Here is a 26,275-nt window from a genome sequence, read left to right on the forward strand (position 1 = left end):
TACCAGTTACTTTTCGCTCGGGCGTTGCAGGTGTTCTGCAAGCACTTTAGTAAACCTTGCTGCTTCACCACCAGTACAAGCGCGATGATCAAACGTTACGGATAGCGGCATTGCTTTCACCGAAATTGCTTGACCATTTCTTATCACCACTCGGTCGAGTATTCGACCAGCACCAACAATAGCGACTTGTGGAGGTGTGACGACAGGTGTCGCGTAAATGCCGGCAATCGCTCCGAAGTTGGAAAGCGTAATCGTCGCGTGCTGTAATTGCTCTCGACCGATTTTTCTCTCTCTGATCCCTTCAACAGTTTGATCGAGCCAACGACGAACATCTTGTGGCTCGTATTCATCTGCGTGGCGCAATACGGGTACGTACAAGCCATGACGGCTATCTACAGCAATACCAAGGTTAACTGTATTGTGCACGCAACGCGTCATGGTTTCTGCATCAAACCAAGCATTTAAAGCGGGCTCTTCCTGACACGCATGAACAATCGCTTGAACCAGGCGGATACTGATGTCTTCGTTCGGCAGCCAGTCTTCCAGCAACGCTTCTTCTGTAATGGTCACGGCAGCAACGTGCTCGTGTGACTCAGTCATCGAGGACACCATGGTGCGTCGAGCACCTTTCAATACTTCTGTGCCCGGACGCTGTTTTCCGGCTTCGTCGTAAATGTCGGCATCAACGATAAGACCGTTTGGACCACTGCCTGACACGAGATTAAGATCTACCCCAAGTTTTTGTGCCAATAGACGAGCCGACGGTAGAGCAGTAACTAGATTACTCTCAGTCGTGTTGTGATTGCCTCCAATCCAGAAGTCATCGACGTTAACGTGATGCGCTTGATGAGAAACATTGCCGACAACGGTCGCGGCGTCAGCAGTCTCTTTTTTCTCTACCGTAGCCCCGCGCTCTGCGCCAGTTTCGTCAATTTCGAGTAGCAATGCGCCAATATTGACGATATCACCTTCTTCCCCATGGCGGCTGACTACACGGCCCGAGTAGGGGGCGGGAACGTCGACCGTCGCTTTTGCTGTCTCGACAGTTAAGATCACTTGATCCAACTTAACCATGTCACCGACATTAACGTGCCATTTTACAATTTCTGATTCAGCAAGGCCTTCGCCGAGATCGGGTAAGTTAAACGTCTTCATTTCCAATCCTCCACGAGTTCGCGCGCTGCGGTCACAATGTCTTCTTCCTGAACCATGAAATAATCTTCGTTACGGTAATAAGGCATAATGGTATCCATTCCAGTTACTCGTTTAGGTGGGGCTTTTAGTAAGCACATGGCGTGTTCGGCTGTTCGAGCTAAAAGCTCAGAGCCCACACCACAAGTTTTACTCGCTTCATGAACAACGAGTAAACGTCCGGTTTTTTCTAGTGAGCTGAAAATCGTTGCGGTATCAATTGGCTTAATGCTCGCCAAATCAATCACCTCGACTTCAATTCCTTGACTAGATAAGGTCAGTGCGGCTTGAAGTGACTCTACGACGCATGCGCCCCAAGTAACAAGCGTGATATCTCGCCCCTTACGTAAGGTGAAGCAGGTGTCGAGTGGAAGTGCTTCGCCATTATCAACGACTTCAGATTTTACGGTTCGATAAATGCGTTTCGGTTCGAAGAACATGACAGGATCATTACTTCGAATCGCGGCGAGAAGCAGGCCGTATGCGCGTTGAGGTGAAGAAGGAATCACTACTTTAAAGCCAGCAGTGTGCGCAAATAGCGCCTCTACACTTTCTGAGTGGTGCTCTGGAGCGTGAATACCGCCACCAAATGGCGCACGAAAAACCGCAGGGCAAGTGAGGCGACCGCGAGTTCGGTTACGCATGCGTGCCGCGTGGCACATTAAGTGCTCCATTGCCGGAAAAACAAAACCTTGAAATTGAAATTCGGCGACAGGTCGTAATCCTTGCGTTGCCATGCCGACCGCAACACCGCCGATTAACGCTTCAGCGAGGGGCGTATCGATCACTCGTTTGAGACCAAACTCTTGTTTGAGCCCTACGGTGGCACGGAATACGCCACCATTATCACCTACGTCCTCACCTAACACGACAACATTTTGGTCTTGTTGCATTTCGTGGTGCAGAGCGAGGTTTACTGCTTCAACTAACGTTAGCTCAGCCATGTTTGCCTCCCTGCATTCGCATTGCTTTGTTGATGAGTTCATCTCTTTGAGCGTGAAGCTCTTGGGGAAGCGATTCATACAAATAATCGAACCCAGTTTCTGGTGCTTGTGACGGTAAGCTGAGGTAGCGTTCAACTGCCAGTTCCACTTGTTCCTTGCAGTATTCTAGCCATTGTTGCTCTTGTTCATCGCTCCAAGCACCTTGATTAAGGAGATACGTTTTAAGACGTGCTATAGGTTCGTATTGCCATGCGGTTTGAACATCGTCCTCTTTACGATAACGAGTCGCATCATCGGCAGTAGTGTGGTCACTTAATCGGTAACTGACCGCTTCGATGAGTGTTGCGCCTTTCCCTTTTCTCGCTCTCTCAAGTGCGGTCTTGGTTGCATCATAAACGGCGACGACATCGTTACCATCTACCGTAATGCCCGGTATACCAGCGCCTTGCGCTTTTTCTGATAAGAAATCGGCAGCACATTGAAGGCTACGCGGCACTGAAATTGCCCACTGGTTGTTATTCACAACGAAAACAAGTGGAATATTCCAAGCACCCGCACAGTTTATTGACTCTAGAAAATCCCCTTTGGATGTACCGCCATCGCCACACATGACTAGCGCAGCTTCATGGTTACCTTGAATTTTCAATGCGGAAGCCACCCCGACAGCGTGCGTACATTGCGTCGCAATGGGGACGCAGAATGGAAGATCTCGGCTAGGAACTGGGCTGCCCTCAGGAGCAAAATCACTACCGCGCTCATCACCGCCCCAGTATTGAAGATTCTTCTCCATGCCAATACCACGACACCACATTGCAGGCATATCGCGATAATAAGGGACAAATACATCATCGGCTTTCAGCGCTCTGCCGACCGCAATGCCGATGGCTTCAGCACCTAGGTGCGAAGGGTAGGTCCCTAACTTGCCGGTGCGTTGCAACGCAACGGCTTTGTTGTCGTAAGTGCGAGTCAATACCATGTCTCGGTAAAACCCGACCAAAGTTTCAGTGTCAGCCCAGTTGGGTAGTTGGCCGACTAGGTCCCCATGATGGTCGATAAACCGATGCATGGGTAATGCCTGAACGTTCATCTCAAGCTCCTTTTGACGCTGCGTGTCTTTTGGACTGCAGCTGTTCATATCAAACCAGAGTTTGTATGGGTACTCAAACTCTGATATCAGCGCAAAGGCCATACCTAAGGTTGCTTGTGTTTTCTATAGCTGTAGGCATCTGTACGTCCTTTAAACTATTTTCCGATAACACCGCTGCGGCTATTTCATCGCAAGACACAGAGAAACATTTTTTCTGCATCTAACCCTCTAACTAAATCGTGGTATAGCCAGATACAATAAGTGTAAACAAATTGTTAAATTGTGCTTCATTTTGACTTTTGACCAGTAGTAAAGTTTTGCTTACACCTTGATTTGGTAGAGTAATATGCTGTTATTTTGTTGGTGGCATTTTTAAACTCGAATTTAATTACTGGTTAATGAAATATATTTGCAACAAAATTTGGCTGTAAAATTTGACAAAGTGAGTCATTATTAATGAATCAACTCAAGTAGTTGTTATGTGTTGTATTGAGATTTTTTGTTGTGCCCGAAACTCCGGCCTTATGAGAATACATAACTTCTTCCCAACAGAGTGGAATCAAGGTAGGGTGACGGCATTACAAATGTATACCCTCGGCGGTCCTTGAGCTTATCAGCAGTAGATGGCGCTCAAGTCGAAGTGATTATGGAGAAATTATGTATCACGCTCATGTTTATTTTCCTTTAAGAGAACAAGATAAAGCGCAAGCCTTGAACGAGATCATCCGTCAAGAGCGTCAAGATGTGCTGCGTGTGTTTCCTTTGGTTGGAAGATTGGTTGGCCCACATAAAATGCCGATGTTTGAAATTCATCTAGAGTCATTGAGTGAAGAGTTTTTGGCTTGGCTCGATACAATTCGAGGTGATTTTTCTGTGCTTATCCATCCTGTGAGTGAAGAAGAGTTGCTCGATCATACGGAACGCGCGATTTGGCTGGGTAGAGAGATTGGTGTATTTGAAGAGAAGCTAGAGAAATAGCTGTTCCTCCCGCATGTATGACCGCTTTGAATGCTTCTCCCCTCATCGCGGTCACCGTAGCAAGTTAGCGTTTTCATGTTCGTTAATAAGTCGCGATTTCCTTTTCTCCATTCTGCAGGCCCTGTTTTTGTGTGCTAAACCTACAAGTAGGTTTTTGAGCTTAAACATCAAGTGAGACCATGTTTCTGTTTAGCATGTCGTTAAATAAGTTTTGGCAGCAATAAAATAATAAGTTCAGATAAATGAAATAGGTATAGCAGGGAAGTGCAGTTTACGACCCCAACGCCATTGGCAGTGGAGCCGATAATTTCTGAGGGGGAAGGGTATGTTTTCGATACTCTTGGTCATACTTTCACTGTATATATTTTGGTTGTTGTTTCGCAACGGACCTGCATTCGCCGAGCGCGTCGCTCATCAAAAACGTAACTGGGTTGGACCTACAGCCAACAAAGAAGAATGGCGAGGATATTGTACGGATGTATTTCAGCCGTTCAGTTCTCAAACGACTTTTTACGCCATCGCTTATTTTGCGAATTATATTGCAGCAGCAAATGCGATATCTTGGTCAACAGTATATGAAGGGGATTACCCGATCATCATAAGCCGATTTGGTAGCTACTTTATTTTAAATACTCACGATTCACTAGTGGTTGCAGGGTTTATTGCGCTTGCTTTCTTTATCATCAATTGGCAGCTTGCCATGCACTGTTCTGGTATTCTTAGTCAGTATCTAGTGCGGATTCTTATTATCAATCGAACGCGCTTTGTTGCGATTAGCTTAGTGTTTTGCAGTTACTTTGCGTATCTCTTGACAGTTGGTATTTTCTGGTTGTTCCATGACGGTTATTCGATCTGGCACGGATTAACGCTTACTCCTGTATTCTTATTATTAGCGTTATTGGTTGCGGTTGTTTTGCCATCTATGAAAAAAGAGAGCAATAAACCTTAGATAGACTTGCCACGTTAAATTACACACGATTTTAGGATAGTAATTCCTATGCCATTAAGTTAGCATTGCCGGCTTTTTAACGGTCTACAGGCCCTTATTAGTGGGAGGAACTATGTTTATCGGCTTTGACTATGGCACTGCAAACTGTTCAGTGGCAAAAATGGAATCGGGTGAGCCAGTAATGCTTAACCTAGAAGGGAGCAGTCCATTTATTCCTTCCACCCTTGCTGCACCGACTCGTGAATCGGTATCCGAGCACTTATTTCGCCATCGAGATATTAAACCATTAGATCAAGTTGGTGAGCAGGTTTTACGCCGGGCAATCAATTTAAACAGAGAAGAAAGTATTGATCTCGAATCTGACGACATTGCATTTGGTCAGGCGGCGCTTAATCTTTATTTGGAAGATCCTCGTGATATCTATTACGTAAAGTCGCCGAAGTCTTTTCTTGGCGCTTCTGGTTTGCGTGACGTGCAATTGGCTTTCTTCGAAGATCTTGTCTGCGCGATGATGGACAATATTAAGTCGCAAGCCGAAAACGATGCGCAGCAAAGTATTACCGATGCTGTTATCGGCCGGCCAATTAACTTCCATGGGCGTGGCGGTGAAACGGCTAACATTCAGGCTGAACGTATTTTGTTGCGGGCAGCGAAACGTGCGGGCTTCCAAAATGTGGAGTTTCAGTTTGAGCCAGTCGCGGCGGGCCTAGAGTATGAAGCGACACTCAGCGAAGACAAAACCATTCTAGTGGTCGATATTGGCGGTGGTACAACGGACTGCTCGTTGATTCAAATGGGGCCGTCTTGGCGTGGCAAAGCGGATAGGACCGCAAGCTTGTTAGCTCATAGTGGCCAGCGCGTCGGCGGGAATGATCTTGATATCGCGTTAGCATTTAAGCAGCTCATGTTCCCGTTTGGCATGGAAAGCAAAATGGAGTCAGGTATTGTGATGCCGACCACCCAATTCTGGAACCCGATAGCAATCAACAATGTAGAAGCGCAGAGTGATTTCTATTCGCGAGAGAACCTATCCGCGTTGAAGTTGCTTCAAAAGCAGGCTCAAGAGCCAGAAAAGCTTGCTCGTTTGCTAGAGGTGTATCATGAGTCTTTAGGCTACAACATTGTTCGCCGTGCCGAAGAAGCGAAAGTGGCGCTTTCAGAACAAGCTTCTTACCGAACTGGCATCAACTTACTGTCAGAACTGATTGAAGTCGATGTGCAACGAGACGAAATGATCGAAGCGATTCAGTCGCCGAAGAATAAAATGACGGCGTTGGTGACAGAAGCGGTAGAGCAAGCTGGGGTGAAACCCGATGCTATCTTTATGACTGGTGGTTCGGCACGCTCGCCAATTTTGCGCGATGCGGTGCAAACCGTACTGCCAAATATTCCGGTCGTAAGTGGAAATTATTTTGGCTCGGTAACTGCTGGCCTAGCTCGTTGGGCTGAGGTCTGTTTCAAGTAGAAAGAAAACTAATTGCGCTATGGGCATTGTTACCAAATTTATGACTTCGCTTAGGCTTATCAAATGATGGTTGGAAGACTTCGCTGAGAGATTGAGTTTCATGCGAGTAGGGAACCTTGTTAGGGTTCTTAAATCTTTCAATGTCATTCTGAACAATGAGGGACGAGCGTGATTCAGAATTTATTGTCCGAGCATGCTGTTATGTATATGACTTCGTCTCGCTAAGCGCTACTCGCTGCTATTCTTCTGAAGAATCGGGTTATGATCTATCGGAATAATGATTTCTACTAAGCTGAAATAAAAATGCCCGCTAAATCAGCGGGCATTTTTGTTTACGTCATTAATGGTGCATGTGTTTTTCCATGTGTCCTTGTTTTTCAACCGCCATTTCTACTTCCACTTTACCCGCGTTTTTGAATGTTAACGTCATAGGGAAGCGGTCACCTTCTTTGAGCGCTTGTGTTGGATTGAAAATCATTAAATGGAAGCTGCCTGGCTTAAACAACACTGAGTCATTGGCGGGAACGCGCACTTCGTCAATCTTAATCATTTTCATCACACCATCTTCTTTCTTATGCGTGTGAATTTCGACATGTCCTGCGATTGGGCTTTCTGCTGCGATCAATGCATCTTCACTGTCACCGTGGTTGGTTAATTGAAAAAAACCACCGATAACAGGTGCGTTTGGTGGCGCTTCGCGGCTCCATGGATGGTCGATATGAATTTTTCCTGCTTCATAATCGTGCGCTAAACTCAGTGGGCTAGCGATGACAGCAATAAGCGCGATAGCGGCGGTTTTTAATGATTTAAGCATGTGTTTTTCCTTTTGAATGAATAGCTTCTCTGAATGGACAACAAACAGAGTCATCGTTATTTTTGAATAAAGTTGTTAATGATTAGATGCCTGTTAGGCAGGAAAAACACTCGGCGGAGAGTGCTTAGGCGCGATGTGTTTGTAAACGAGCTTATCGCATTTTGAAAATCGGTAAGGCGTCAGAGCTTTCTTGACTCGGCGCTGCCAATGGATGGTAGTCAGGTATAGCCCAATCGCAACCAAAAGAAAGAATTGAACCGCTTGAAGAAGCGGACATTCAAACTGAAAGCCTTCATGTAAATTAAGATCTTGAATGAGCGTAGAAGAAGGTTGAGCGTTAGCTTCAATCAGCGTATTGATATCCACCCATTTGAAACCATCTGCGGTACACAGTAAGACCTTTTCACTTTGAACTTTGTTAAGCCAGGTTGTGCTGTGAACTTGTGTTGGGTTAAGAGTCGCTGTGGACGCTAAATACAACTGAAACAACACCGCGATAATAACCGCAATAGCGTGCAAGCGATGGTGTTTATGCTGTATTAGAGTGTTTTCCATACAATTGAGTGCTTATCTTCTTCGGCGCGGGATACTAACAAATTAACCAAACAATGTAATTATCAGTTTACTAAAAGGTGATGCAAGTGTGCATTATTTGTTTTATTGCCTATTTTTAACGCTTTAATAGCTTGGCTCTTTACGATTTAAAGCAACGTGTTACGGCAGATGGCATGTCTTGATTCGGCTTGCATTCATAACCTCCAATTCAGCTTGTCTGTCTTGCCTAGTCGCTTTTGAAGATACTGAATTAATCTCTCCTATATGTCACTGAAACTTCGGTTAGTGGGTGCCGAAGTGATGTTTTTACGTGCTAGATTTGGCTGATATCGATTCAAAATGCACACCGAATCTTCACTTGTTTTCCATTAACGGAATTATGACAGTAATTTAATAAAGGATACGGTATTCTGCGCTCCTTTGTACATGCCAGAACGTCCGTCCTACTTAGTCGGAGGGGCGATTAATCTTAAGAAATTTCTCAAATGAAATACGAACAACAGATTGGATATCGATACCCTAAAGGTCGATTTGCCATGGTGAGTGTATACGCATTCACTGGTGCTGCGATTTTAGCATCGACTATTTTTTCTCTATTGCTGTTTTTGTCGATCGACGAAAACCCGATGATGCAAACCTTATTTGGTGGTTTAGCGATTATTTTTGAAGCGGGTAAGTTCTACGCTTGGTATGAATACGGTGAGCGCCGAGCCCATCGCAACTATACAGGGGCGGCCACCGCTCTCGTGTTTTATTTAGTCTTAGCTGCGATCTCCATTGGCGGTAGTATTGGTGGCATTAACAGTGCAACAAACAGCGCACAAAGTCATATTTCGGTAGAGCAGGCGAAAGTGGAAGCGTTTAATCGCCAAATTGCGGCAATCGATAAACAGATTGAGCTCAACAATATGGCAGCGCAGAAATACATCGAGATGGAGCGTATCGCGACCGGTGTAACTCGCATTCAGGAGCAAAACAAAACCTTACGCGAAGAGCAGCAACGCTTGGCTATGGAACGTGATAATTTGCCACCGGTCACGCAAGGCTCAGTGATTGGTTTGATTGATAGCCTAGCCAACGCATTTGGTACCACCTCTCAGCAAGCTCAGCTTGGCTTGGTTGTATTTCTTTCGATTCTGTTGGATTTCTTTGCTGCATTTTTTGTCGGCCTGATTGGTGAAGAGCAACGGTTTCGACATTTCTACCGCCGAAATGAGGGCATGATACTGAAAACGGTTCGCGATATCGAACCAGAGCCAGTGGGGTATCTTCCTCATATCAAAGAGGAAGAAGAGCAAGAAATACCAGTAACGCCGGAGCCTGAAGAGCCAAAAGAACCGAAAACTTTGTTAGAGCAAGTGAGCGATGCACTTAAAACGCATCAAATTACGTGCACTAAAAAAGCCGTTGCAAAACAATTTAGGCTATCTGCGGAAGAGGTAGACAAGGTGTTTGAGGAATTGGCAGAGCTCGGTTTAGTGGGTAAAAAAGCCAACCACCATTATCATTGGATAGGTCAGACAGAGGCCGCATAATTGGTTATCAATTAGAGATCGAAAAGAGCGTCAATCGGCGCTCTTTTTTACTGTAAGGTTTCGCTACTAAAGTGAGCCAAAAGAAGAGAGAGGATTTAAAAATAGAAAAACAAAAAAGTGCCACCGAAGTGACACTTTTTCTTTAGTGTAGAAGGGATCAGTTGTCGTAAACGTCCAACTCCACTTCACGGGCAATATTTTGGTCGTTGATGATTACACCATCGACTTCGACACGAGCACCATTTAGGTTAAGTTCTTCGATGCCTTGGAAGCGTGTTTGTGCATCAATCACAACGGTAGTGTTGTTTAGCAATTGATCTGCGTCGTTTTCGCAACGCTCGATGTCAAATGTTCTTGCTTCAACATCGTAGTTTGATACGTATCCTTCACATTCAAATTCTTTACCTTGCCATTGGTTGTTATCGTCAAAGTCTGGTTGCTCAAACTCAATAATGGTAGCGATGCGTTTGCCATTTTTCATGACAGACGTTACTTCCACTTCTTGGCCTTGTTTTAGGTTCGCTTTGCTGCCATCTTCAAATCGTGTTGCGTTATCGATGAAGAATGCACCTCGGTAGTTTAATGAAAACTCACTGTAATCATTTGCAACCCAAGTCACGATGCCTTCCACATCGCTGTCATTGCTTATGACGTCGTAGCCTTCAACTTCTACCTCATTTGCCATGAAGATGCCGTTTTGCATTTCACCTTCTACTTCCACCCATTGACCGATGCTAAGTTGGCTAATGTTGTCGTAAGATACGGTTATATTTGTACCAAGCTTAAACGTGCCAGCATTTTCATCGATACTAGTAATGCGACCTTCCAGTTCGTAGTAGCTTCCAAGAGTTGGGTAATCGTTATCTACGTCGATTTCGACCACAGACAACACTCGATAACCCGCATCAGCAGTCGGCAAGGATGACACCATCACCCAGTCGTTGATCTCTATATCATCACTTAAACCGTCAAACTGCAGATCTACGCCGTTTACCGCAAATGTTTTCTTCACATAATCAATTGCTGTAACACGTCCGGTAATGGTTGGCTCAAGTGTTACTAAGAAGCCATCGTCAGACGCTTTACGAACATCTGTTCCTACTTGAACCATCATTTTTGGTTCTACATCGGCCAATTGCATTGATGTATCGCCATAAACCACCCCAGAAACATGGTATGTATATCCATTGACGGTTAACGTGTTTTCTTCAGCGTTGACCGCTTCAACAGAGCCAATCGCTACACTTGGTTTCACTACTGGTTGAGTTGGTGTGCTATCGCTATTGCTGCCACCACCTGAACCACCACAACCAGACAATGCCAAACCTACTACAGAAATAAGAGCGAGTTTTTTCATTGTATTAACCTCAATTTACGAGCTAGTTTAGGAAATTGCCTGTATCTTATTGGGCATATCGTGAAGAGATCGTGAAGAAATGTGATTTTTATGAAAATTTTAATTGTAGATGACAACCACAATGTCTCGGAGACGATTGCGGACTATCTTGAGCTTGAAGGCATGATTATCGATTGTGCGTATCATGGTGAGGCCGCACTGAAGCTAATCGAGGATAATCATTACGATGTAATCATCATGGATATCATGATGCCTAAGCTCGATGGCATTAGTACGGTACAGAAACTTCGACAAGATCAGCTCTGTGGAACGCCAATCCTCTTCCTAACCGCAAAAGATACGTTAGATGACAAAATCGCGGCATTTAAAGCGGGAGGCGATGACTATTTAATGAAGCCATTTGCGATGGAAGAGCTTAGTTTGCGTGTTCATGCTTTGGCTAATCGCGGTCCAAGGCAAGATATTGGCACGCTCAAGTTTGCGGACATTTGTTTAGATGCGCGCACAGGCAAAGTGACGAGAAAAGACAAAGAAATTAAGCTGAGCCGAATTCAAACCAAGATTTTAAAGTTACTTCTCCAACGTGCTCCAGCATCGGTTTCGCGCACAGAAGTGATCGATAGTGTGTGGGGAGACGAACCACCCGGAAGTGATGCACTTCGTAGCCATATTTATGGTTTAAGAACCGCGTTAGACAAAGGTTTTGAAGAATCACGATTAGAGACTATTCATGGACAAGGTTACCGACTTAAAGCATAACGAATATCCAAGTATTTATCGCAAGATCCGTTGGGGTTTTGGGGTGATGACGCTTGTGATGTTTACTCTTTTTTGGTCGCTGATTTATGTGGCAGAAAACAAACTTGAAGTGCTGAGTTTACATCACTGGCTTGATACTGAAGCTGCGCTTTATAGTGAGAATTTCGAGAAACAGGGCTGGGATGCGCCATTGCCAAACGTATTGGAGTTCAACTCATATTGGAGTGAAGCACCGACACCGGATTGGTTGCTCTCTTTTACTTCGCCCGGTTTTTACGAATATCTGCTTGGTGAAGAAGACAAACACTTTGTCGTATTGAAACACCCCTCAGGGAAGGGGCTTATGTACATTGTGTTTCAAGATGACTCCGATGATTACCTCGACGAATACGAAAGTTCGCTGCATCAGTTTACGCTACTGCTCGGTGGCTTATTTTCATTTGTTATGGTCGGGTATGGCATTTATATGGTGCGAATATTGTCTCGACCACTCGCGCAAATCGAAGACAAAATCAGCCAAATGTCACCGGATCAACCCGCTTTCCAAGTTGAAACTAAGTTCAGCGAGACACGCCAAATAGAGCAAACTTTGCTGGATAATAAAAACGATATCGCAGGCTATTTCAAACGAGAACAAGAATTTAGTCGTTTTGCATCGCATGAGTTGAGAACGCCAATCATGGTGATCAAAGGCTCAACAGACATTCTAACGCGTATCCCAGAACAACCTCGAGTCGCGCAAAAAGCCATCGCGAGAATGCAGTCAGCTTGTGAAGACATGCGCGTACTAACAGAAGCGTTTCTCTTGCTCGGTAAAGAGAAAATAGAGCCTCAGCATTACGGAGAGCATCAGCTTCTCACTTGTTTACAAAAACAGTTGGAAGAGCTAGCTCCTTTATTTGCCAAGCAAGATTCGAATTACGCTTTGCACGAACAACATAGTGGTGTCGTGAAGGCACCAGAGAGTTTTGTGACCATTGTAATCAACAATCTGATTAAAAATGCCTTTAGCTATAGTGTGGGAGATATTGAGATTGAGTTGGATGGTCATGCTCTTAAGATCCTGAATCGTCACGATGGTAACGAGACATACAACGCCGGCTACGGTTGTGGGCTTGTTATCGTACAACGCATATGTGAACGGATGGGATGGGCGTTAATACTGGACGATGATGGTGTTCGATTTAGTGCGAAAGTGGAATTCTGTTCCTAGCTTTGTGCGTCTAACCCACAGTCAAACAAGAAAAAACTGGAATTTGAATTAGACTGAAGTTAGTGACGCGGAAACTTGAGGAACCGTTATGCTTTCTTATCAGGTCAGCAGAAGTATTGAAATTAATAAGAATCAAAGCGAGATTATTGGCTATCTCAAGGATTTTAATAACTGGCCTGATTGGTCACCTTGGATCATTCTTGAACCGAGCTGCGAGCTGACATTCAGTGATAATCAAGGTCACGTTGGAGCTGGTTACCAATGGAATGGTCAGCGTATTGGAACTGGTGCCATTGTATTGGAAAGCACTCAAGAACATCGGTTAGATATGGAGCTTCATTTCTTTCGCCCAATCAAGAGTCACGGAAAGGTAACTCTAATAGTGACGCCGTCACAAAATGGTTGTTTAGTCGAATGGCAAATGCAATCACGCGTTCCTTGGTACCTGTTCTTTTTGAAAAGTATGTTTAAGTCGATGATAGAGGTGGATTATCAACGTGGGCTACGCATGCTCAAAAGCAAACTTGAAACCGGACAAGTGCTATCAGACTTGGTTGAAATTGGTAATCGAACCCAGCCTCAGGTTCATTACATCGGAATAAAAGGCGAGGCCACCATTCCAGAATTAGGTCCGGTAATAGAAGAACAAGTTCACAAGTTAAAGCAGATAGTTGATGACAAGGGCTTATCTGTGAACGGCGAGTTATTTTGTTATTACCAGTCGATGGATATGCAGACAGGCACGTTTGAGTTTATCACTTGCTTGCCACTTGATAACGCAGTAACTGCGCCTGAGGGAGCGGTTTCCGGTACCATACCTGAGAGTGAAACATTCGTCGTCGAGCACCGTGGGGAATATCAGTTTTTGGGAAATGCATGGGCTTTAGCGATGAACTTGGTTCGTCAGAGTGGTATGAAAGCCAAAACCAGTCCATTAGGGATTGAGCGCTACTTAGATAACTCGCAAGAAACCACGCAGGATAAACTAAGAACCGAAGTTATTTTATTTAAGAAATGACAGGCGCAGCCGGACACGCTCCTCTAAATATCATGCTAGTTCCGTAGTAATCAACAAAAGAAAAAGAGGGTTTCTATACCCACCTATAAAAATGCCTCAGCAATTGCCGAGGCATGGTTTTATCAGCCAACTTCTCTTGCTAGAGAATTATTGTGCACGGTACTTACCGCTGTTTAGTTCAATTTTAGACGCTTTTACCCGGCTGTCTGCGTTTAGATAGTCGCTAATGCTCAGTAGATCTTGATCTTGAGATGCTTTTAACACCGCAGATTCTCCCTCTGCGAAGACAACTTCCAGCTTTAGCTCTTTGGCGACCGCTTTCGCTTCGTTAGGGTTGTTTACCGTGATGTAAACCAGTCCAGTGGCCTTGGATACATTGCTAAATGCATTCTTAAACACTTCATCACCGGCTTGAAGCTTTACTTCTTCGGATAGGCTCCTAGCTGTACCCGTTTGCACCTTGCGATAATCTTGGCCATTAATCTCAACCGCTTCTGAAGGCACGAACAGTTCAGGTGCGGGTTGTTGAGAGAGTTGTTGCTCAGCGTATGCGCTAGCCGTCATCATAGAAAGAGCCAGCATAGAAAATGATATGTATTTCATGTAATTGACTCCTTAGTGTCCAAAGATGCGCATCGACCAGTTCTTAATAACACCTGGCTGAGTGTTGTTTGCCATCGGAACATCATAGATGGTTGAAGAGTTAAAATATGCAATGTAAGAAAAGACTTCGTCGCCATTCGTATCTATTGCTCGTAATGTCCATTCGCCTTTTGCATCTTCGCCATAGAACTGGTTAGACAACATTAATTGGTCTTTGTAGCCAGTAATCGTTGGGTCAAGAGATTGACCAACAAGACCATTACGTGGTGTTTGCAAAACGGAACGAGTCCCTGATGGCGAAACGAGCTCGATAGCTAAGTCGGGCAGGCGAGAGTGGTCTAATGTCAATTTCACTTGAACGGATTCTACCTTCAGATCATCGGCAATGGCGATACTTGATGAACCGCCAGCCAGACTCGCATCGGGTACACTGACTTCTTTAGCATTATTAACCCAAGGCGTAATAACTTGAGGCGGTAAAACACGATTTGTCATGCGAGCACGTTGCATTGCTTCATCCAAATCGACAGCGCCGAAGCCATAAAAAGTATGGAAATCTACGCCTGCAGCGTTTTTCTGCCAAGGAGAAATGGCCTCGTAGCTAACCTGTTCACCTTTGTGGTTAGTAAATTCAAGTTGTACGCCTGGATGCGTTTTATCCGTTACTTTTGCTGTCTCTGCTAGCAAAGCACGTACATCACGAGCAGAAAGTGCATGATTTGTGGACATGATTGCCGCGATGGCACCGGACGTGTTTGGCGCAGCCGACGAGGTTCCGTTCATTGTACTGGTATAGTTACAGTTCGGGTCTAGCTCCGTACCGCCGTGTAAGCCATTGATACCAAGGCCGTCGCTGGTATTTTGCCCTTCTTCACAACCCATCAAATCGGTGGTGACCATGGCAGGGAAGTCTTGCCCATATTCACCTGCTGGTGCGGCAACCCATACGTTAGATCCCACCGATGAGTAACTCGCTCGCGTGCCATCCGCACGTAGTGCACTGGTGATTAAATTAAAATAGTTGGCGTTGTCATAAGACTGAGCGGAGTTGTGCATCGGCAAGCCTTGGTTGTCTCCACCAGCAAAGAAGTTATTTGGTAATACGAAGAATCTTCCCGCATTGAAATAGCGATAACCATTGCCGGCTGACTTAACAAATACAGCACCGCGTCCCCATGAGTTACTCTCACTGACATTTTTTATCACGTCCATTTCAAGTTTAAGTTGAGGATCGCTTTCATCAAAAGTTATTGGGTTGATCGGGCTGAAACCATAGCTTTGGTTAAATACACGAACATCGCGTGTGGCTGGGTCCATGCCGTGAGAGATTAGCCAGCCTTCTAATGTCTGGTTGGCTAACCAGTTAAAACCAATAAGAGAAGAGTGAGAAGCAACACCGCGTCCACCTTCACCATTGTTGCCGACTGCGCTGATCAAACCGGCTACAGCAGTGCCGTGACCATTGGTATCAACCGGATAACTTAATGGGAAAGAAGAGTCTTCGACGAAGTTTCTGCTACCTGTAACTATATTACCTGCAAGATCTGGGTGATCGATCTGCACTCCAGAATCAATGACCGCGACTTTTACACCAATACCCGCAATACCCATTGCTTGAGTGAGCTTGGTGTTTAGGTCGTTCCCAGCAACAGCTGGGTTAGCTGCAAAAGCAGTTTGCCCTGTGTTGTCTAAGTGCCATTGTTCAGAATAGAGTGGATCAAACGCCGAGACGGCAGGTGCAATGCCTACTGCCAACATAGCAGCAAATAGGCGGTTAATGCGTATTTCCATTTTTGACCTCATGTCTTTGTTTGGAATTTTTTAGCTCCTGTTTCATATTCCTCTAACAGGAATAAACAAAGCTAACGACAAAGAATAAGGACGAAAACCATTTACAACTTGTTTACGTCAAAAGTTCGACGAACAACATGAGTCAGTGTTAATTCACTGAAATTATAGGGTTTTTTAATGTCGAATAGCGCATGCATGAAAAGTAAAAAGCAGAAAATACGGTCGTACTGTCTGCTTTGAGAGGAAGGATTATTTAGTTGAAGCTGGTTGAATTGTCGCCATTGGTTTCTTCGGTTTGGCCTTTTCTTTGGGTAACACGTTATCAATCCACTTTTTGATGTATAGCTTATTGAACTCACTATCACACCACTTCTTGTTTAAACCACGTCGGTTAAACTCAGCGCCAATCGCAACTTTGGTTTGGTTGGTTGCACGGTTGTAGTAGAGGGTCTCGCACAACTGAGTGTTACTCATTTGCTGGGCATATACGTTAACACTGCTGCTGCGCATTCCCAGTTGAGAGGCTTGATGGTTACTACACGCAGTGAGAAGTGCAGGCGCAAAAATAGCGATGGTTAGGATTTTTTTCATTTTGCTCTTATGACGTCGGGTGAATAACGAAGCGATTTCTTCCTGCTTGCTTTGCGTCATACAAAGCTTGATCTGCGAAGAAAAACCATTGATCCCATTCTTGTTGAATAGTTTTTACGGACAGTCTGTCGACAGCCCCGAGAGAAATTGTCGCGTTTAATGACTTAGAGTCAACCACTAGTGGCGTGTTTTCCACGATATATCTCAATCGATCCAAGAATTTAGCGCAATCTTCAGTTCTGTTTACTTCAAATAATAAGACAAACTCCTCTCCACCCCAACGGATGAGTAGGTCCCCAGAGCGAGTCGATTCATTAAATAACCTGGCAATATGCATTAACATCTTGTCGCCAATATCATGCCCATATTCATCGTTAAACGTTTTAAAATGATCGATATCTAATACGGCTAAGGCAAACGTTCTATCTGGGCTTCTACGAGCCATTTTATCCAGCCAAATGGGAAGGTAGCGACGGTTGTGCAGTTGAGTTAATGGATCGGTAGTATTTTCTTGAGTGAGTGCCTTATTAATACGCCTAACGCGCAGTACGTAACGAAAGCCAACGACACCAATCGCTGCGATAGCGATAAAGTAGAACATTTCTCTATAGCGTTGTGAGCGCAGCTCTGAGGCTTGCAACGCATTTTTCGTTTCTAGTAGCTTGAGTTCTTTTTGAGCTAACTTAGCTTCGAGGTCAAACTTAATGTTAATCATCTCTTCGCCGTGAATATGATGAGAAAATTCAGCTTCTAGCTCTCTTAATTGAGTTAAGTAACGAAAAGCCGCTTCAAAATTATTAAGGGTTTGATTCGCGTTTACTAGGACCGACAGCATATCAATGCGCTGTCGTATTTCTAGCTCATCGGTTGATTTAGTTTGCTCAAGTACGTTGATAGCTGTCGAAATAGCTTTATCGTATTGTTCATCTGCGAGGTATGCTTCTGCATATGCTTCATAACAAGGCATTTTCTTCGCCTCTACGTTTCCCGTGATAGGGAGAGCTACGCAACGCTGTGCAACCATCAACGCTTCATCAATTTTCCCTATCGAACTTAACATTTGTGAGAAGCTGGATAATGAATAGTGTTTGATGACGTCTGACCCCGTTTGCATTGAGAGTCGGATTGCTTCATTAAAATAGTATTCTGCCTTTTCGCTATCTCCACTGCTTAAGTGAACAATACTTAAGTTTGCGTAGATAACCCCAATGAAAAGGCTGTTGTCATATTGATATTCGCTGTTTAAATAGGTATCGAGTGCTTGCGTAAGGTAGCTACTGGCGCGAGCCCAATCGGATGCATCGATATAGACGGTACCGATGTTATTCAGCGTCATGGCAACTTGCATTTCAAATACGGTTCTCTCTAACAACTCATAGGCGGTTCGGTAATACTTGAGTCCGCTACGTAGTTGATTCCGTGAAACCTCTAAGTTCCCTAGCCAGCGATATGCTCTTCCTTCTAGCGCTAAATAGCCGAGATCGCGGGCTTCAGCGATGATGTCATGGAGTACAAGTTCTGCATTCCAATTGTCGTCTAGTTCAATCATGGTTACCGCTTTATTAAGCTGTGCTTCAGCGACTACCCATGGTAAATGATGCGCTTTCCCAAACTCAATTAAATCAGGCATATCTTTGGGCAGCGGAACGCCTTCGTAGCGCTTTAGGTAAAGGCGCGCAAAGTAATAAAGGGCAAGAGATTCCGCTGACGCATTCTGTGGCGCAACTAATTCATCTTCTTCAATTGAGCGCGGCTTACCCATTGAACGAAAATAGAGATTGAGCATGGAGCTGCTTTGAGGAGAAATGTGTTCTTCCAGATAGCCCTGTTTTTCTGTGTTGGCAAGTACATGGGTTGGATGGAAGAAGAATCCAAGTACTGAGAACAGCGCGCAAGTTAGCGTTTTAATCGGAAAGTGCATGAGCTTATTAATAAAATGTGATCTCGTTTAACCCTAATACTAGGTAAGTCTATCACTTCTTATTGGCTAAGTGCGGATGGATTCCGAGTTATAAACGGCTTGTGAAGAAAGCTTCGCGAAAGGTGAGGCTAATATTATGATTTATAATGATAAATCTGTTCAAAAATGGAAAGATTGATTTAACGACAAGATAAACAGTACGACGAATCTAGTGTGTCGAACATTGTTAGTGGTGTAAGTTTCATCATTTAGTCGGTGCGATTCGCATCTCGAAAGATGGCTGGTTCGCTAAAAAATTATCTTTCTGTCATAAATATTTAATGTTTGTATGGGTTGTTAAAAAACTCGATATTAGACATAGTGTTATTAAGCCAATAAAAAATGGCTTTTATAATAAACAGGAGATTAACTATGCATAATGAAATGATTCAACCTTCACACTTCGGTATTATTGGCCGCACTTGTATCGCTTCAGTGCTTATGATTGCGGGCGTTTTTGCTCTTATCTAAGAGTCAATGGTAACGATGGTTACCCGCTTAAGAGTAAGAAAATTCAGGGAATCACCTTAATCTCGTATAAGGTATTCCCCTGAAAATCCAACCTAATAACTACTTTTTAGCTGAAGAAGCTAAAAATCAATGCACTTACCGCTACAATGCCCGCAGTTAAAACAAAGTAAGTTGAGCCATTCCCACGATATTGTTTCAATGCATCGATTTTGTATACCGCTAACATTGGCATAATAAATAAGATCATCGCGATAACAGGCCCTGACAACGCTTCCATCATACCAAGAATGCTTGGGTTCATGATCGCTGCTGCCCAGATAGAAAAGAAAAGTACTGCAACGCTGATACGATCAACTCGCTTTTCAGACAGTTTAGAGTGTTTAGTAATTAAACCATTTAAGCTTTCGCGTGCACCTAAAAAGTGCCCAAGAAAAGAGGAAGTGATAGCAACAAAAGCCACCAAAGGACCAAGCGTTGCGATAAATGGGTTGTCTGTTGCATTGGCTAAATAAGACAGCACCGACACGTTTTGTTCTTTAGCTTGAGCCAATTGCTCTGGTGACAGCGCTAATACACACGAAAAGACAAAAATAAGCACAAACGCAATTAACATGATGCTAGTGCGTCGAAGAATTACTTCGGATTTCGCATCCGCTTGATCGCCATAATGGCGACGTTGCACATTTGCAAAGCTTGAAATCGCAGCCGCGTGACTAAACGAGAAAATAACCACAGGAACCGCTAACCACATAGTGCTAGCAAAAGCAGACGCTTCAGGGACGTCCATGATTGGCATGGTCCAGTTTGGTATCAAGTAAAATGAAAGAAAGGCAAGAATAGCCACTAATGGGTAAACCATAATGGCAAAAGCCCGTAGCATGACTTTTTCGCCCGCCATCATAATGGCAATTAATGCAAACACTAGTGCACCTGAAAGCAGAGGGCGAGGCAAAGAAGCCATATCAGCTTGGTTAACCATAAAACTGTCTACGGTATTGGTAATACCGACACCGTAAATTAACAGGATCGGGAAGATCGAAAGAAAATACAGCAGTGAAATAGAGCGACCCGCTTTTGCGCCAAAGTGCTCTTCTACTACATCAGTAAAGTCTGCATTTTTGATCTTGGAAGACAGTACAAAGCGAGCTAAACCACGGTGGGCAAGATAAGTCATTGGGAAAGCAAGCACAGCCATTGCGACTAACGGCCAAAACCCGCCAATACCAAGGTTGATCGGCAGAAATAGAATGCCTGCACCAACGGCTGTTCCAAACAGACTAAGGACCCAATGTGTATCGTGTTTTGACCAAGATGTTGTTGTGTTTAATTCACTGGAATTTAACGCATTTCGAGATTCTTTCACTTAAAACTCGCTTTTATAAAAATAATAATGCGGAGAATGGTATAGGTTTTGGTGTTTGTTATCACATCGGAAGTGTGGTGAATCATGCTGAAGATAAGGGGTGGTTGTAACTTATCAAACTATGAATTTTTTTAAAAACTAGAATTTTAATCTGATATCTGAGTAATAAATTGGTGTTATATTTCAAATTTTTACTAATGGGTGGTTTTTGATTTCGTGGTTAAAACTTAATCATGGATGTATATGCTAAAGAAGCTTGCTCTTACTTAATGAGCCATGGTGCATATTGTAGGGCTAGCAAGTGGCAGGTCTATGAGTCCTGCATTTAGATGAGTTTTAGGTATATACTGCCGCCACAAATGTTAAAGGAGGAATTATTGAATGGACATTCTGTCTGCACATAAAGACGACTTATTGGCTGTGTATACGCTTGAAAATACTTTATTTGGAGAACATGCCTATCCTCAATTTTTCTTTCGACAAGCTTTTGATTGTTGGGGGGAAAGCTTACTAGTGGCGAAAGAGGGGGAGCAAGTCGCAGGGTATATTTTGCTGACGACAAGCACAAATGCGCAGCAATATTGGGTCATGTCACTGGCTGTCGATACTCAACATCGTGGTAAGGGTATTGCGCGTTCTCTGATTGAAAGTGCCATCGCGCCGTTGAAGTTGAGCTCAAGTGTGAAGTTGACGGTCGATCCGAATAATCAGCCTGCATTGTCTTTGTACCTGTCCCTTGGCTTCAAAGTATTAAAAGAAGAAGCGCATTATTTCGGTGACGAAGAGTCTAGATTGGTCATGGAATTAGTAAAGTAACCCTGCACGATAATGAACGAAACTTGCACTCAATCAGTGCGCGGTATTACTTTGCAATAGTTATTTGCATTCTAACGTTTTGTAAATTAAAGACTTTCAATCTTGGCACCTCGTTTGCTTTGAGATAAATGTTCATCGTTAACTCGATGCGCCGCTCTCTATAGCAGGCGAGAGCGGGATAGGGTATTACTTTTGAAAATGTACTAACAGCGTTAAAGGCATTGCTGCCTCTCTCGATTCGGGAGAGGCTTTTTTTTGCCTGTAATTTAGGATTAGTCGCGTAGGAGGCGTTATGTCACAAGGGTGTAGAAAGACAACTTGTCCGTATTGCGGAGTAGGCTGCGGAATTGAAATCAGCAATAACAAGATTATTGGAGATGCGCTTCATCCGGCCAATTCCGGTTCACTGTGTGTAAAGGGTGTCGCATTAGCAGAAAGCTTAAAAATGCCTTCAAGGTTGCTCTACCCCAAGCTAAGGGAAAAAGAAGTGTCATGGCAGTCGGTCACAGACTTAATTGCACAAGAGATCCATCAAGCGAAAGCGGAGTTTGGACCAGATTCTGTCGCGATGTATGTTTCAGGGCAGTTGCTTACTGAAGATTACTACGTCGCGAATAAACTCATGAAAGGTTATGTGGGTAGCGCGAACATCGATACCAATTCCCGTTTGTGTATGTCTTCGGCGGTTGCGGCTCATGTACGAGCATTTGGCGAAGATGTGGTTCCTGTTAATTACGACGACATTGATAAGACTGAGCTATTGATCATCTGCGGTGCGAATACTGCTTGGACGCATCCTGTTTTATTTCGACGTATTCAACAAGCGAGAGAGAACAACCCTAATCTCAAGCTGGTGGTCATTGACCCGCGTGAAACGGTCACAGCGCAGCAAGCCGATTTGCATCTACCGATTAAAAACGATGGGGATGTGTCACTTTTCAATGGGCTGCTCAAGTTTCTTATCGAGCAGCAATGTGTTGATTCTGAATACATAAATTCCTATACCGACGGGTTTGATGCACTTACAGAAGAAGTTTCTGACTTGCGTTACGATGTCACTAATTTAACGTCTTCCATTGGCATTTCAGAAGAAAAGCTGACCACCTTCTTCCAATGGTTTGCGCAAAGCCCAACCGCAATCACGTTGTTTTGCCAAGGGGTTAACCAAGCCGAAAATGGTGTCGATAAAGGCAATGCCATTATTAATGCACACTTGGCGACAGGTAAAATTGCCAAGTCAGGTTGCGGGCCATTTTCTATTACAGGTCAGCCGAATGCGATGGGTGGACGAGAAGTGGGTGGTTTGGCAAATCAATTAGCGGTTCATCGTGCTTTTGACGCAGAGTCTATCAAGCAAGTGCAGGCGTTCTGGGATTCTCCAGAAATTGCCACTCAGCCCGGATTAAAAGCCGTTGAGCTGTTTGAGGCGGTAGAACGTGGTGAGATTAAAGTTCTGTGGATCATGGCAACCAATCCCGTGGTTTCTTTGCCTGATAATCAGATGGTTAAGCGCGCGTTAGAGGCTTGTCCTTTTGTGATTGTGTCTGATATTACCGCGGAGTCGGACGTTGCTAAATATGCAGATGTTTTATTGCCAGCCGCTGGTTGGGGGGAGAAGCAAGGCATGGTGACCAACTCTGAGCGTCGACTTTCAAGGCAGCGCCAGTTTCAAACACCTTCGGGTGAAGCAAAATCAGATTGGTGGGCGATAAGCCAAGTCGGACAAGCTCTGTGTGCATTGGAAAAGACACAAAATGGCTTTGCATTTACTTCTGAGCGGGCGGTATTCAGGGAATATGCGGCGATGACAGGCATGAATGCCGATTCGCCATTGAAGCTAGATCTTTCTCAATACGCCAACTTAACCGAGCAAGAATACGAAGAGTGGGTGCCGACACAATGGGGAGGAGAGCGTCCTTTTGCTGATGGAATCTATTCGCACCCAGATGGTAAAGCGCGTTTTGTCCTGACCAGTGAATCTCCAACGCGTTTAGAAAGAACAAAAGGCTGGTGGCTCAATACGGGCAGGCAACGTGACCAATGGCATACCATGACGCGTACAGGGCATATCGCACACCTAGCCGCCTCTGAGTTAGAGCCAACCGTGTACATGAATACACTCTCCGCCACTCAAAATCGCTTAAAAGCAGGACAACTCACCAAGCTGTTTCAGCCTACTTCAAACACCGGTATTTATGCCAAAGTTGCCATTGATGAAGGTTTAGGTTTTCAGGAGCTGTTTATGTCAATGCACTGGGCGGGTCGATATGGCGGTGAAAGCAGTGTTAACGCGATAGTAAACAGCGCAAAAGACCCTATTTCTGGGCAACCTGCGTTTAAGTCGTCTTATGTTGAAGTGCAAGACGCAGCGGTAAAAACCTACGGTATGTTCATCGGTACACAGTTTGATTCCAGCAAGTTTCTCTACAGCGCATTTCAAGCAGAAAGTAATTTGGGCATCTGGCGCTTTGCACACGATAAACGACCGAAAAAGCAGAGTTTTTGTCGAACGGAAAAGAGCCGCAGAATTGCGATAGATATTGCCCAAGGTTGGCTAGCGGTGGATTACGACCTTGTTGGAGACGTTCGTATCATTCGTTCTGTTTTGGTGGTGTCTAGTGAACCGATTCAAACCGACTACACCAACTTTACCGGCTTGATTGGTAAGCCGATGGAGCTATCGCAGCTTCTTACCATCACTCAATCGCAAAGCAGTGCCAAACTGGTTTGTAGTTGTTTCCGCGTCACCGATAAACAAATACATGACGCGATGGAGAAACAAGACTGCACGTCACTGACTCAACTTCAAAACAAACTCAAATGTGGAACTAACTGTGGCTCGTGCGTCTCTCAAATCCAACAAATGGTCGACAGCCATCAGCATCAAAAGGGCAAACAACAAGCGAGCCAGCAAAGTCTGGCTATTCAAATAAAGTAAGTCATAAAGAGGATAAGCACATGGAAGCGCCTTATCAAAAGTCTTGGTTTAAGAAAGGACAAGCGGACCAGAGTCAAAAACGCTCGTCTCGCTTTTCTAGGCATGACCAAGCAAGCAAACTGAACAAGCTTTTAGAAGACCAATCCGTAGATCTCGACGCGAACCACAAAGGTTTTGTGTGGATTGTCGGAGCAGGGCCGCACGATCCTGACTTGTTAACAGTAAAGGCAGTGAAAGCGATTATGTCGGCAGAGGTGTTGTTGTACGACCGTTTGGTTAACAAAGATATTTTGGAGTTGGCTTCGCCACAAGCCGATTGGATTTACGTGGGCAAACGATGCGGACAACCTAGTATAGGTCAGGAAGAAATCTGTGACTTGATGGTATCGCTCGCTCAACAAGGAAAGCGAGTTGTGCGCTTAAAAGGGGGAGATCCTTTTGTATTTGGCCGTGGAGGCGAAGAGGCGTTAGCTCTAGTCAAACATGCGATTCCGTATGAAGTCATCCCCGGTATTACTGCAGCGATTGGTTGTTCCGCAAATAGCTTGATTCCGCTGACTCATCGTGGTGTTGCTCGCAGCGTTACCTTTGTAACAGGGCAAGTGGTCACGGGCGCATTTGAATCGTGGTGCCAACTGATGCAAAGCGGACAAACGTTAGTCTTCTACATGGGGTTAGAAAAGTCATCGCAAATACAAACGGGTTTAATTAGCTCTGGTTTGAGAGAAAATTTCCCAGTCGCGATCATCACTCATGGTTGCAGCCCTCAACAACAAGTGCACGTTACACAACTCAATCAGCTCAATGAGTTATCGATTACACTCAAAGGCATCAGCCCAGCATTGATTGTGATGGGAGAAGTTGTCAAACTGCGCGAACAACTAATAGAAACCGTACAGTCAGTGACGGAATACGAGGGAATATGAGCAGCATTTTGGAATGTATCAGAACAGTCGGTCGTGGCGAGCGTGGTAGAAAACCACTGAACTTTGACCAAGCGTTTCGAGTTATGGATGAATACCTAAACGGTGAGTGCGACGACGATCAGATGGCGATGTTATTGATGCTTATCCGCGTACAGAACGAGACTCAACAAGAAATCGCTGGCTTTGTGAAAGCATTCCAATCCCGCATGCCTGCCATTGGCGCAGACATTGACTGGCCATGTTACGCAGGCAAACGTGAGGCGGCAGGTCAGCCTTGGCACCTGTTGGCAGCGAAGATCCTTGCCGATAATGGTCATAAAGTGTTGATGCATGGTTATCACGACCGCCAATCTGGTCGTTTACACGCAGAAGATTACCTCGACAAATTTGCTATCAAGAAAGCGGAATCAGCAGAAGACGCAAAGCGTGTGTTAGAAACACAAAACATCGTTTATCTACCGCTGAGTGCGTTTGCGCCGCAAGCAGAAACCATGATCGGTTGGAAGAATCGTTATGGGCTTAGAACGCCGATTAATACCGTGGTTCGAGCACTGAACCCGGGGCAGGCGACAGTCGGTATTCGTGGTAGCTTCCATCCTGGTTTCCAGCAGCTCCACGCTGAAGTCGAGCACGAAATTGGCCAAACGGCGCATGCTGTGGTGTCGTTTAAAGGCCAGTCGGGTGAGTCCGAATACAACCCGAAAGTAAGCCAGACAGTATGGCTTAGTCAAACCAGTGGCGTGACATCTCACTACTGGACAGAGCAAATGCTGTCAGAGGTGCCAATGCCTACGGCTTGTCCATTTGGTACAGAAGAAACCGACATGAATCAAATGGCGAACACGGTGTTAGCTACCATGACGGTTGTCTTGTTTGCTGAAATGCATGACAGAGAACAAGCTTTTGAACGTGCATTTTTGTACTGGGCGTCGTATTGCGCAGCGAACTGAT

General features: G+C 44.7%; 22 protein-coding genes. 11 read left to right on the forward strand and 11 right to left on the reverse strand.

Features of this window, described 5'->3' with window-relative positions; genetic code table 11:
- Nucleotides 1-6: 6 nt before the first annotated feature.
- From EX191_RS08000 to pdhA, 3 genes are read right to left on the reverse strand one after another with little or no spacing between them, the layout of a single operon-like run.
- Nucleotides 7-1,155, reverse strand: a complete 1,149-nt coding sequence (locus tag EX191_RS08000) for a dihydrolipoamide acetyltransferase family protein (RefSeq protein WP_047009272.1) — start codon at nt 1,153-1,155, stop codon at nt 7-9.
- A complete protein-coding gene (locus tag EX191_RS08005) occupies nt 1,152-2,135 on the reverse strand; it encodes an alpha-ketoacid dehydrogenase subunit beta (protein ID WP_193447514.1) in 984 nt (327 codons plus the stop codon). The genes EX191_RS08000 and EX191_RS08005 overlap by 4 nt, the downstream gene beginning before the upstream one ends.
- Nucleotides 2,128-3,222 (reverse strand): pyruvate dehydrogenase (acetyl-transferring) E1 component subunit alpha, encoded by a 1,095-nt coding sequence (gene pdhA / locus EX191_RS08010; RefSeq protein ID WP_167427578.1) that lies wholly within the window; start codon nt 3,220-3,222, stop codon nt 2,128-2,130. The genes EX191_RS08005 and pdhA overlap by 8 nt, the downstream gene beginning before the upstream one ends.
- A 657-nt stretch (nt 3,223-3,879) precedes the next feature.
- Here pdhA and EX191_RS08015 point away from each other — a divergent pair.
- The 3 genes from EX191_RS08015 (at nt 3,880) to yegD (ending at nt 6,614) form a co-directional block, all read left to right on the forward strand.
- Nucleotides 3,880-4,200 (forward strand): DOPA 4,5-dioxygenase family protein, encoded by a 321-nt coding sequence (locus EX191_RS08015; protein ID WP_005375836.1) that lies wholly within the window; start codon nt 3,880-3,882, stop codon nt 4,198-4,200.
- 325 nt (nt 4,201-4,525) lie between these two features.
- Entirely contained in the window at nt 4,526-5,149 is a 624-nt protein-coding gene (locus tag EX191_RS08020) for a hypothetical protein (RefSeq protein WP_005395624.1), read from the forward strand.
- Between the two features lie 112 nt (nt 5,150-5,261).
- The gene (gene yegD / locus EX191_RS08025; RefSeq protein ID WP_006742470.1) at nt 5,262-6,614 is read left to right on the forward strand and encodes a molecular chaperone; all 1,353 of its coding nucleotides are present in this window, start codon (nt 5,262-5,264) and stop codon (nt 6,612-6,614) included.
- 340 nt (nt 6,615-6,954) lie between these two features.
- Here the strand turns inward: yegD and EX191_RS08030 are convergent, their stop codons facing one another.
- Together EX191_RS08030 and EX191_RS08035 are read right to left on the reverse strand one after the other, a co-directional pair.
- Nucleotides 6,955-7,428 (reverse strand): copper chaperone PCu(A)C, encoded by a 474-nt coding sequence (locus EX191_RS08030; protein ID WP_046875325.1) that lies wholly within the window; start codon nt 7,426-7,428, stop codon nt 6,955-6,957.
- A gap of 93 nt (nt 7,429-7,521) precedes the next feature.
- Entirely contained in the window at nt 7,522-7,983 is a 462-nt protein-coding gene (locus tag EX191_RS08035) for a hypothetical protein (protein WP_046875326.1), read from the reverse strand.
- 485 nt (nt 7,984-8,468) lie between these two features.
- On the opposite strand from EX191_RS08035, the gene EX191_RS08040 reads away from it, so the two are divergent.
- Nucleotides 8,469-9,518, forward strand: a complete 1,050-nt coding sequence (locus EX191_RS08040; protein ID WP_193447515.1) for a Preprotein translocase subunit SecY — start codon at nt 8,469-8,471, stop codon at nt 9,516-9,518.
- Between the two features lie 157 nt (nt 9,519-9,675).
- Here the strand turns inward: EX191_RS08040 and EX191_RS08045 are convergent, their stop codons facing one another.
- Nucleotides 9,676-10,875 (reverse strand): DUF5666 domain-containing protein, encoded by a 1,200-nt coding sequence (locus tag EX191_RS08045; RefSeq protein WP_193447516.1) that lies wholly within the window; start codon nt 10,873-10,875, stop codon nt 9,676-9,678.
- Between the two features lie 90 nt (nt 10,876-10,965).
- Here EX191_RS08045 and EX191_RS08050 point away from each other — a divergent pair, with 90 nt between their 5' ends.
- The 3 genes from EX191_RS08050 to EX191_RS08060 all read left to right on the forward strand — a co-directional run bounded on the left by EX191_RS08050 (nt 10,966) and on the right by EX191_RS08060 (nt 13,865).
- Nucleotides 10,966-11,634, forward strand: coding sequence for a response regulator transcription factor (locus EX191_RS08050; protein WP_005395631.1), 669 nt, complete (start codon nt 10,966-10,968; stop codon nt 11,632-11,634).
- Nucleotides 11,606-12,847, forward strand: coding sequence for a sensor histidine kinase (locus tag EX191_RS08055; protein ID WP_193447517.1), 1,242 nt, complete (start codon nt 11,606-11,608; stop codon nt 12,845-12,847). The genes EX191_RS08050 and EX191_RS08055 overlap by 29 nt, the downstream gene beginning before the upstream one ends.
- Nucleotides 12,848-12,935: 88 nt before the next feature.
- A complete protein-coding gene (locus EX191_RS08060) occupies nt 12,936-13,865 on the forward strand; it encodes an SRPBCC family protein (RefSeq protein ID WP_193447518.1) in 930 nt (309 codons plus the stop codon).
- A gap of 147 nt (nt 13,866-14,012) precedes the next feature.
- Here the strand turns inward: EX191_RS08060 and EX191_RS08065 are convergent, their stop codons facing one another.
- From EX191_RS08065 to EX191_RS08085, 5 genes are all read right to left on the reverse strand, one after another.
- The gene (locus EX191_RS08065; RefSeq protein WP_012842506.1) at nt 14,013-14,468 is read right to left on the reverse strand and encodes a hypothetical protein; all 456 of its coding nucleotides are present in this window, start codon (nt 14,466-14,468) and stop codon (nt 14,013-14,015) included.
- A 12-nt stretch (nt 14,469-14,480) separates the two neighbouring features.
- Nucleotides 14,481-16,259, reverse strand: a complete 1,779-nt coding sequence (locus EX191_RS08070; RefSeq protein WP_193447519.1) for a S8 family peptidase — start codon at nt 16,257-16,259, stop codon at nt 14,481-14,483.
- A gap of 249 nt (nt 16,260-16,508) precedes the next feature.
- Nucleotides 16,509-16,850 (reverse strand): hypothetical protein, encoded by a 342-nt coding sequence (locus tag EX191_RS08075; RefSeq protein WP_012842508.1) that lies wholly within the window; start codon nt 16,848-16,850, stop codon nt 16,509-16,511.
- Between the two features lie 7 nt (nt 16,851-16,857).
- Complete coding sequence (locus EX191_RS08080) at nt 16,858-18,771, reverse strand: tetratricopeptide repeat-containing diguanylate cyclase (protein ID WP_193447520.1); 1,914 nt, start codon at nt 18,769-18,771, stop codon at nt 16,858-16,860.
- A gap of 616 nt (nt 18,772-19,387) precedes the next feature.
- Nucleotides 19,388-20,644: an aromatic amino acid transport family protein gene (locus EX191_RS08085; protein ID WP_193447521.1), complete on the reverse strand. Its 1,257-nt coding sequence runs from the start codon at nt 20,642-20,644 to the stop codon at nt 19,388-19,390.
- A gap of 381 nt (nt 20,645-21,025) precedes the next feature.
- On the opposite strand from EX191_RS08085, the gene EX191_RS08090 reads away from it, so the two are divergent.
- The 4 genes from EX191_RS08090 to EX191_RS08105 all read left to right on the forward strand — a co-directional run bounded on the left by EX191_RS08090 (nt 21,026) and on the right by EX191_RS08105 (nt 26,274).
- Nucleotides 21,026-21,460, forward strand: coding sequence for a GNAT family N-acetyltransferase (locus EX191_RS08090; protein ID WP_193447522.1), 435 nt, complete (start codon nt 21,026-21,028; stop codon nt 21,458-21,460).
- Nucleotides 21,461-21,752: 292 nt separating this feature from the next.
- The gene (locus tag EX191_RS08095) at nt 21,753-24,398 is read left to right on the forward strand and encodes a nitrate reductase (protein ID WP_193447523.1); all 2,646 of its coding nucleotides are present in this window, start codon (nt 21,753-21,755) and stop codon (nt 24,396-24,398) included.
- 20 nt (nt 24,399-24,418) lie between these two features.
- The gene (gene cobA, locus EX191_RS08100) at nt 24,419-25,324 is read left to right on the forward strand and encodes a uroporphyrinogen-III C-methyltransferase (protein WP_193447524.1); all 906 of its coding nucleotides are present in this window, start codon (nt 24,419-24,421) and stop codon (nt 25,322-25,324) included.
- Nucleotides 25,321-26,274 (forward strand): glycosyl transferase family protein, encoded by a 954-nt coding sequence (locus EX191_RS08105; protein ID WP_025626441.1) that lies wholly within the window; start codon nt 25,321-25,323, stop codon nt 26,272-26,274. The genes cobA and EX191_RS08105 overlap by 4 nt, the downstream gene beginning before the upstream one ends.
- The last annotated feature ends 1 nt before the right edge of the window (nt 26,275 follow it).

Source organism: Vibrio chemaguriensis, assembly GCF_012275705.1.
Classification (GTDB): Bacteria; Pseudomonadota; Gammaproteobacteria; order Enterobacterales; family Vibrionaceae; genus Vibrio; species Vibrio diabolicus.

Bases quoted from the DNA above. Each gene is read 5' to 3' on its own strand.
- EX191_RS08000 (WP_047009272.1), bottom strand. From the start codon at position 1,155: ATGAAGACGTTTAACTTACCCGATCTCGGCGAAGGCCTTGCTGAATCA.
- EX191_RS08005 (WP_193447514.1), bottom strand. From the start codon at position 2,135: ATGGCTGAGCTAACGTTAGTTGAAGCAGTAAACCTCGCTCTGCACCAC.
- pdhA (WP_167427578.1), bottom strand. From the start codon at position 3,222: ATGAACGTTCAGGCATTACCCATGCATCGGTTTATCGACCATCATGGG.
- EX191_RS08015 (WP_005375836.1), top strand. From the start codon at position 3,880: ATGTATCACGCTCATGTTTATTTTCCTTTAAGAGAACAAGATAAAGCG.
- EX191_RS08020 (WP_005395624.1), top strand. From the start codon at position 4,526: ATGTTTTCGATACTCTTGGTCATACTTTCACTGTATATATTTTGGTTG.
- yegD (WP_006742470.1), top strand. From the start codon at position 5,262: ATGTTTATCGGCTTTGACTATGGCACTGCAAACTGTTCAGTGGCAAAA.
- EX191_RS08030 (WP_046875325.1), bottom strand. From the start codon at position 7,428: ATGCTTAAATCATTAAAAACCGCCGCTATCGCGCTTATTGCTGTCATC.
- EX191_RS08035 (WP_046875326.1), bottom strand. From the start codon at position 7,983: ATGGAAAACACTCTAATACAGCATAAACACCATCGCTTGCACGCTATT.
- EX191_RS08040 (WP_193447515.1), top strand. From the start codon at position 8,469: ATGAAATACGAACAACAGATTGGATATCGATACCCTAAAGGTCGATTT.
- EX191_RS08045 (WP_193447516.1), bottom strand. From the start codon at position 10,875: ATGAAAAAACTCGCTCTTATTTCTGTAGTAGGTTTGGCATTGTCTGGT.
- EX191_RS08050 (WP_005395631.1), top strand. From the start codon at position 10,966: ATGAAAATTTTAATTGTAGATGACAACCACAATGTCTCGGAGACGATT.
- EX191_RS08055 (WP_193447517.1), top strand. From the start codon at position 11,606: ATGGACAAGGTTACCGACTTAAAGCATAACGAATATCCAAGTATTTAT.
- EX191_RS08060 (WP_193447518.1), top strand. From the start codon at position 12,936: ATGCTTTCTTATCAGGTCAGCAGAAGTATTGAAATTAATAAGAATCAA.
- EX191_RS08065 (WP_012842506.1), bottom strand. From the start codon at position 14,468: ATGAAATACATATCATTTTCTATGCTGGCTCTTTCTATGATGACGGCT.
- EX191_RS08070 (WP_193447519.1), bottom strand. From the start codon at position 16,259: ATGGAAATACGCATTAACCGCCTATTTGCTGCTATGTTGGCAGTAGGC.
- EX191_RS08075 (WP_012842508.1), bottom strand. From the start codon at position 16,850: ATGAAAAAAATCCTAACCATCGCTATTTTTGCGCCTGCACTTCTCACT.
- EX191_RS08080 (WP_193447520.1), bottom strand. From the start codon at position 18,771: ATGCACTTTCCGATTAAAACGCTAACTTGCGCGCTGTTCTCAGTACTT.
- EX191_RS08090 (WP_193447522.1), top strand. From the start codon at position 21,026: ATGGACATTCTGTCTGCACATAAAGACGACTTATTGGCTGTGTATACG.
- EX191_RS08095 (WP_193447523.1), top strand. From the start codon at position 21,753: ATGTCACAAGGGTGTAGAAAGACAACTTGTCCGTATTGCGGAGTAGGC.
- cobA (WP_193447524.1), top strand. From the start codon at position 24,419: ATGGAAGCGCCTTATCAAAAGTCTTGGTTTAAGAAAGGACAAGCGGAC.
- EX191_RS08105 (WP_025626441.1), top strand. From the start codon at position 25,321: ATGAGCAGCATTTTGGAATGTATCAGAACAGTCGGTCGTGGCGAGCGT.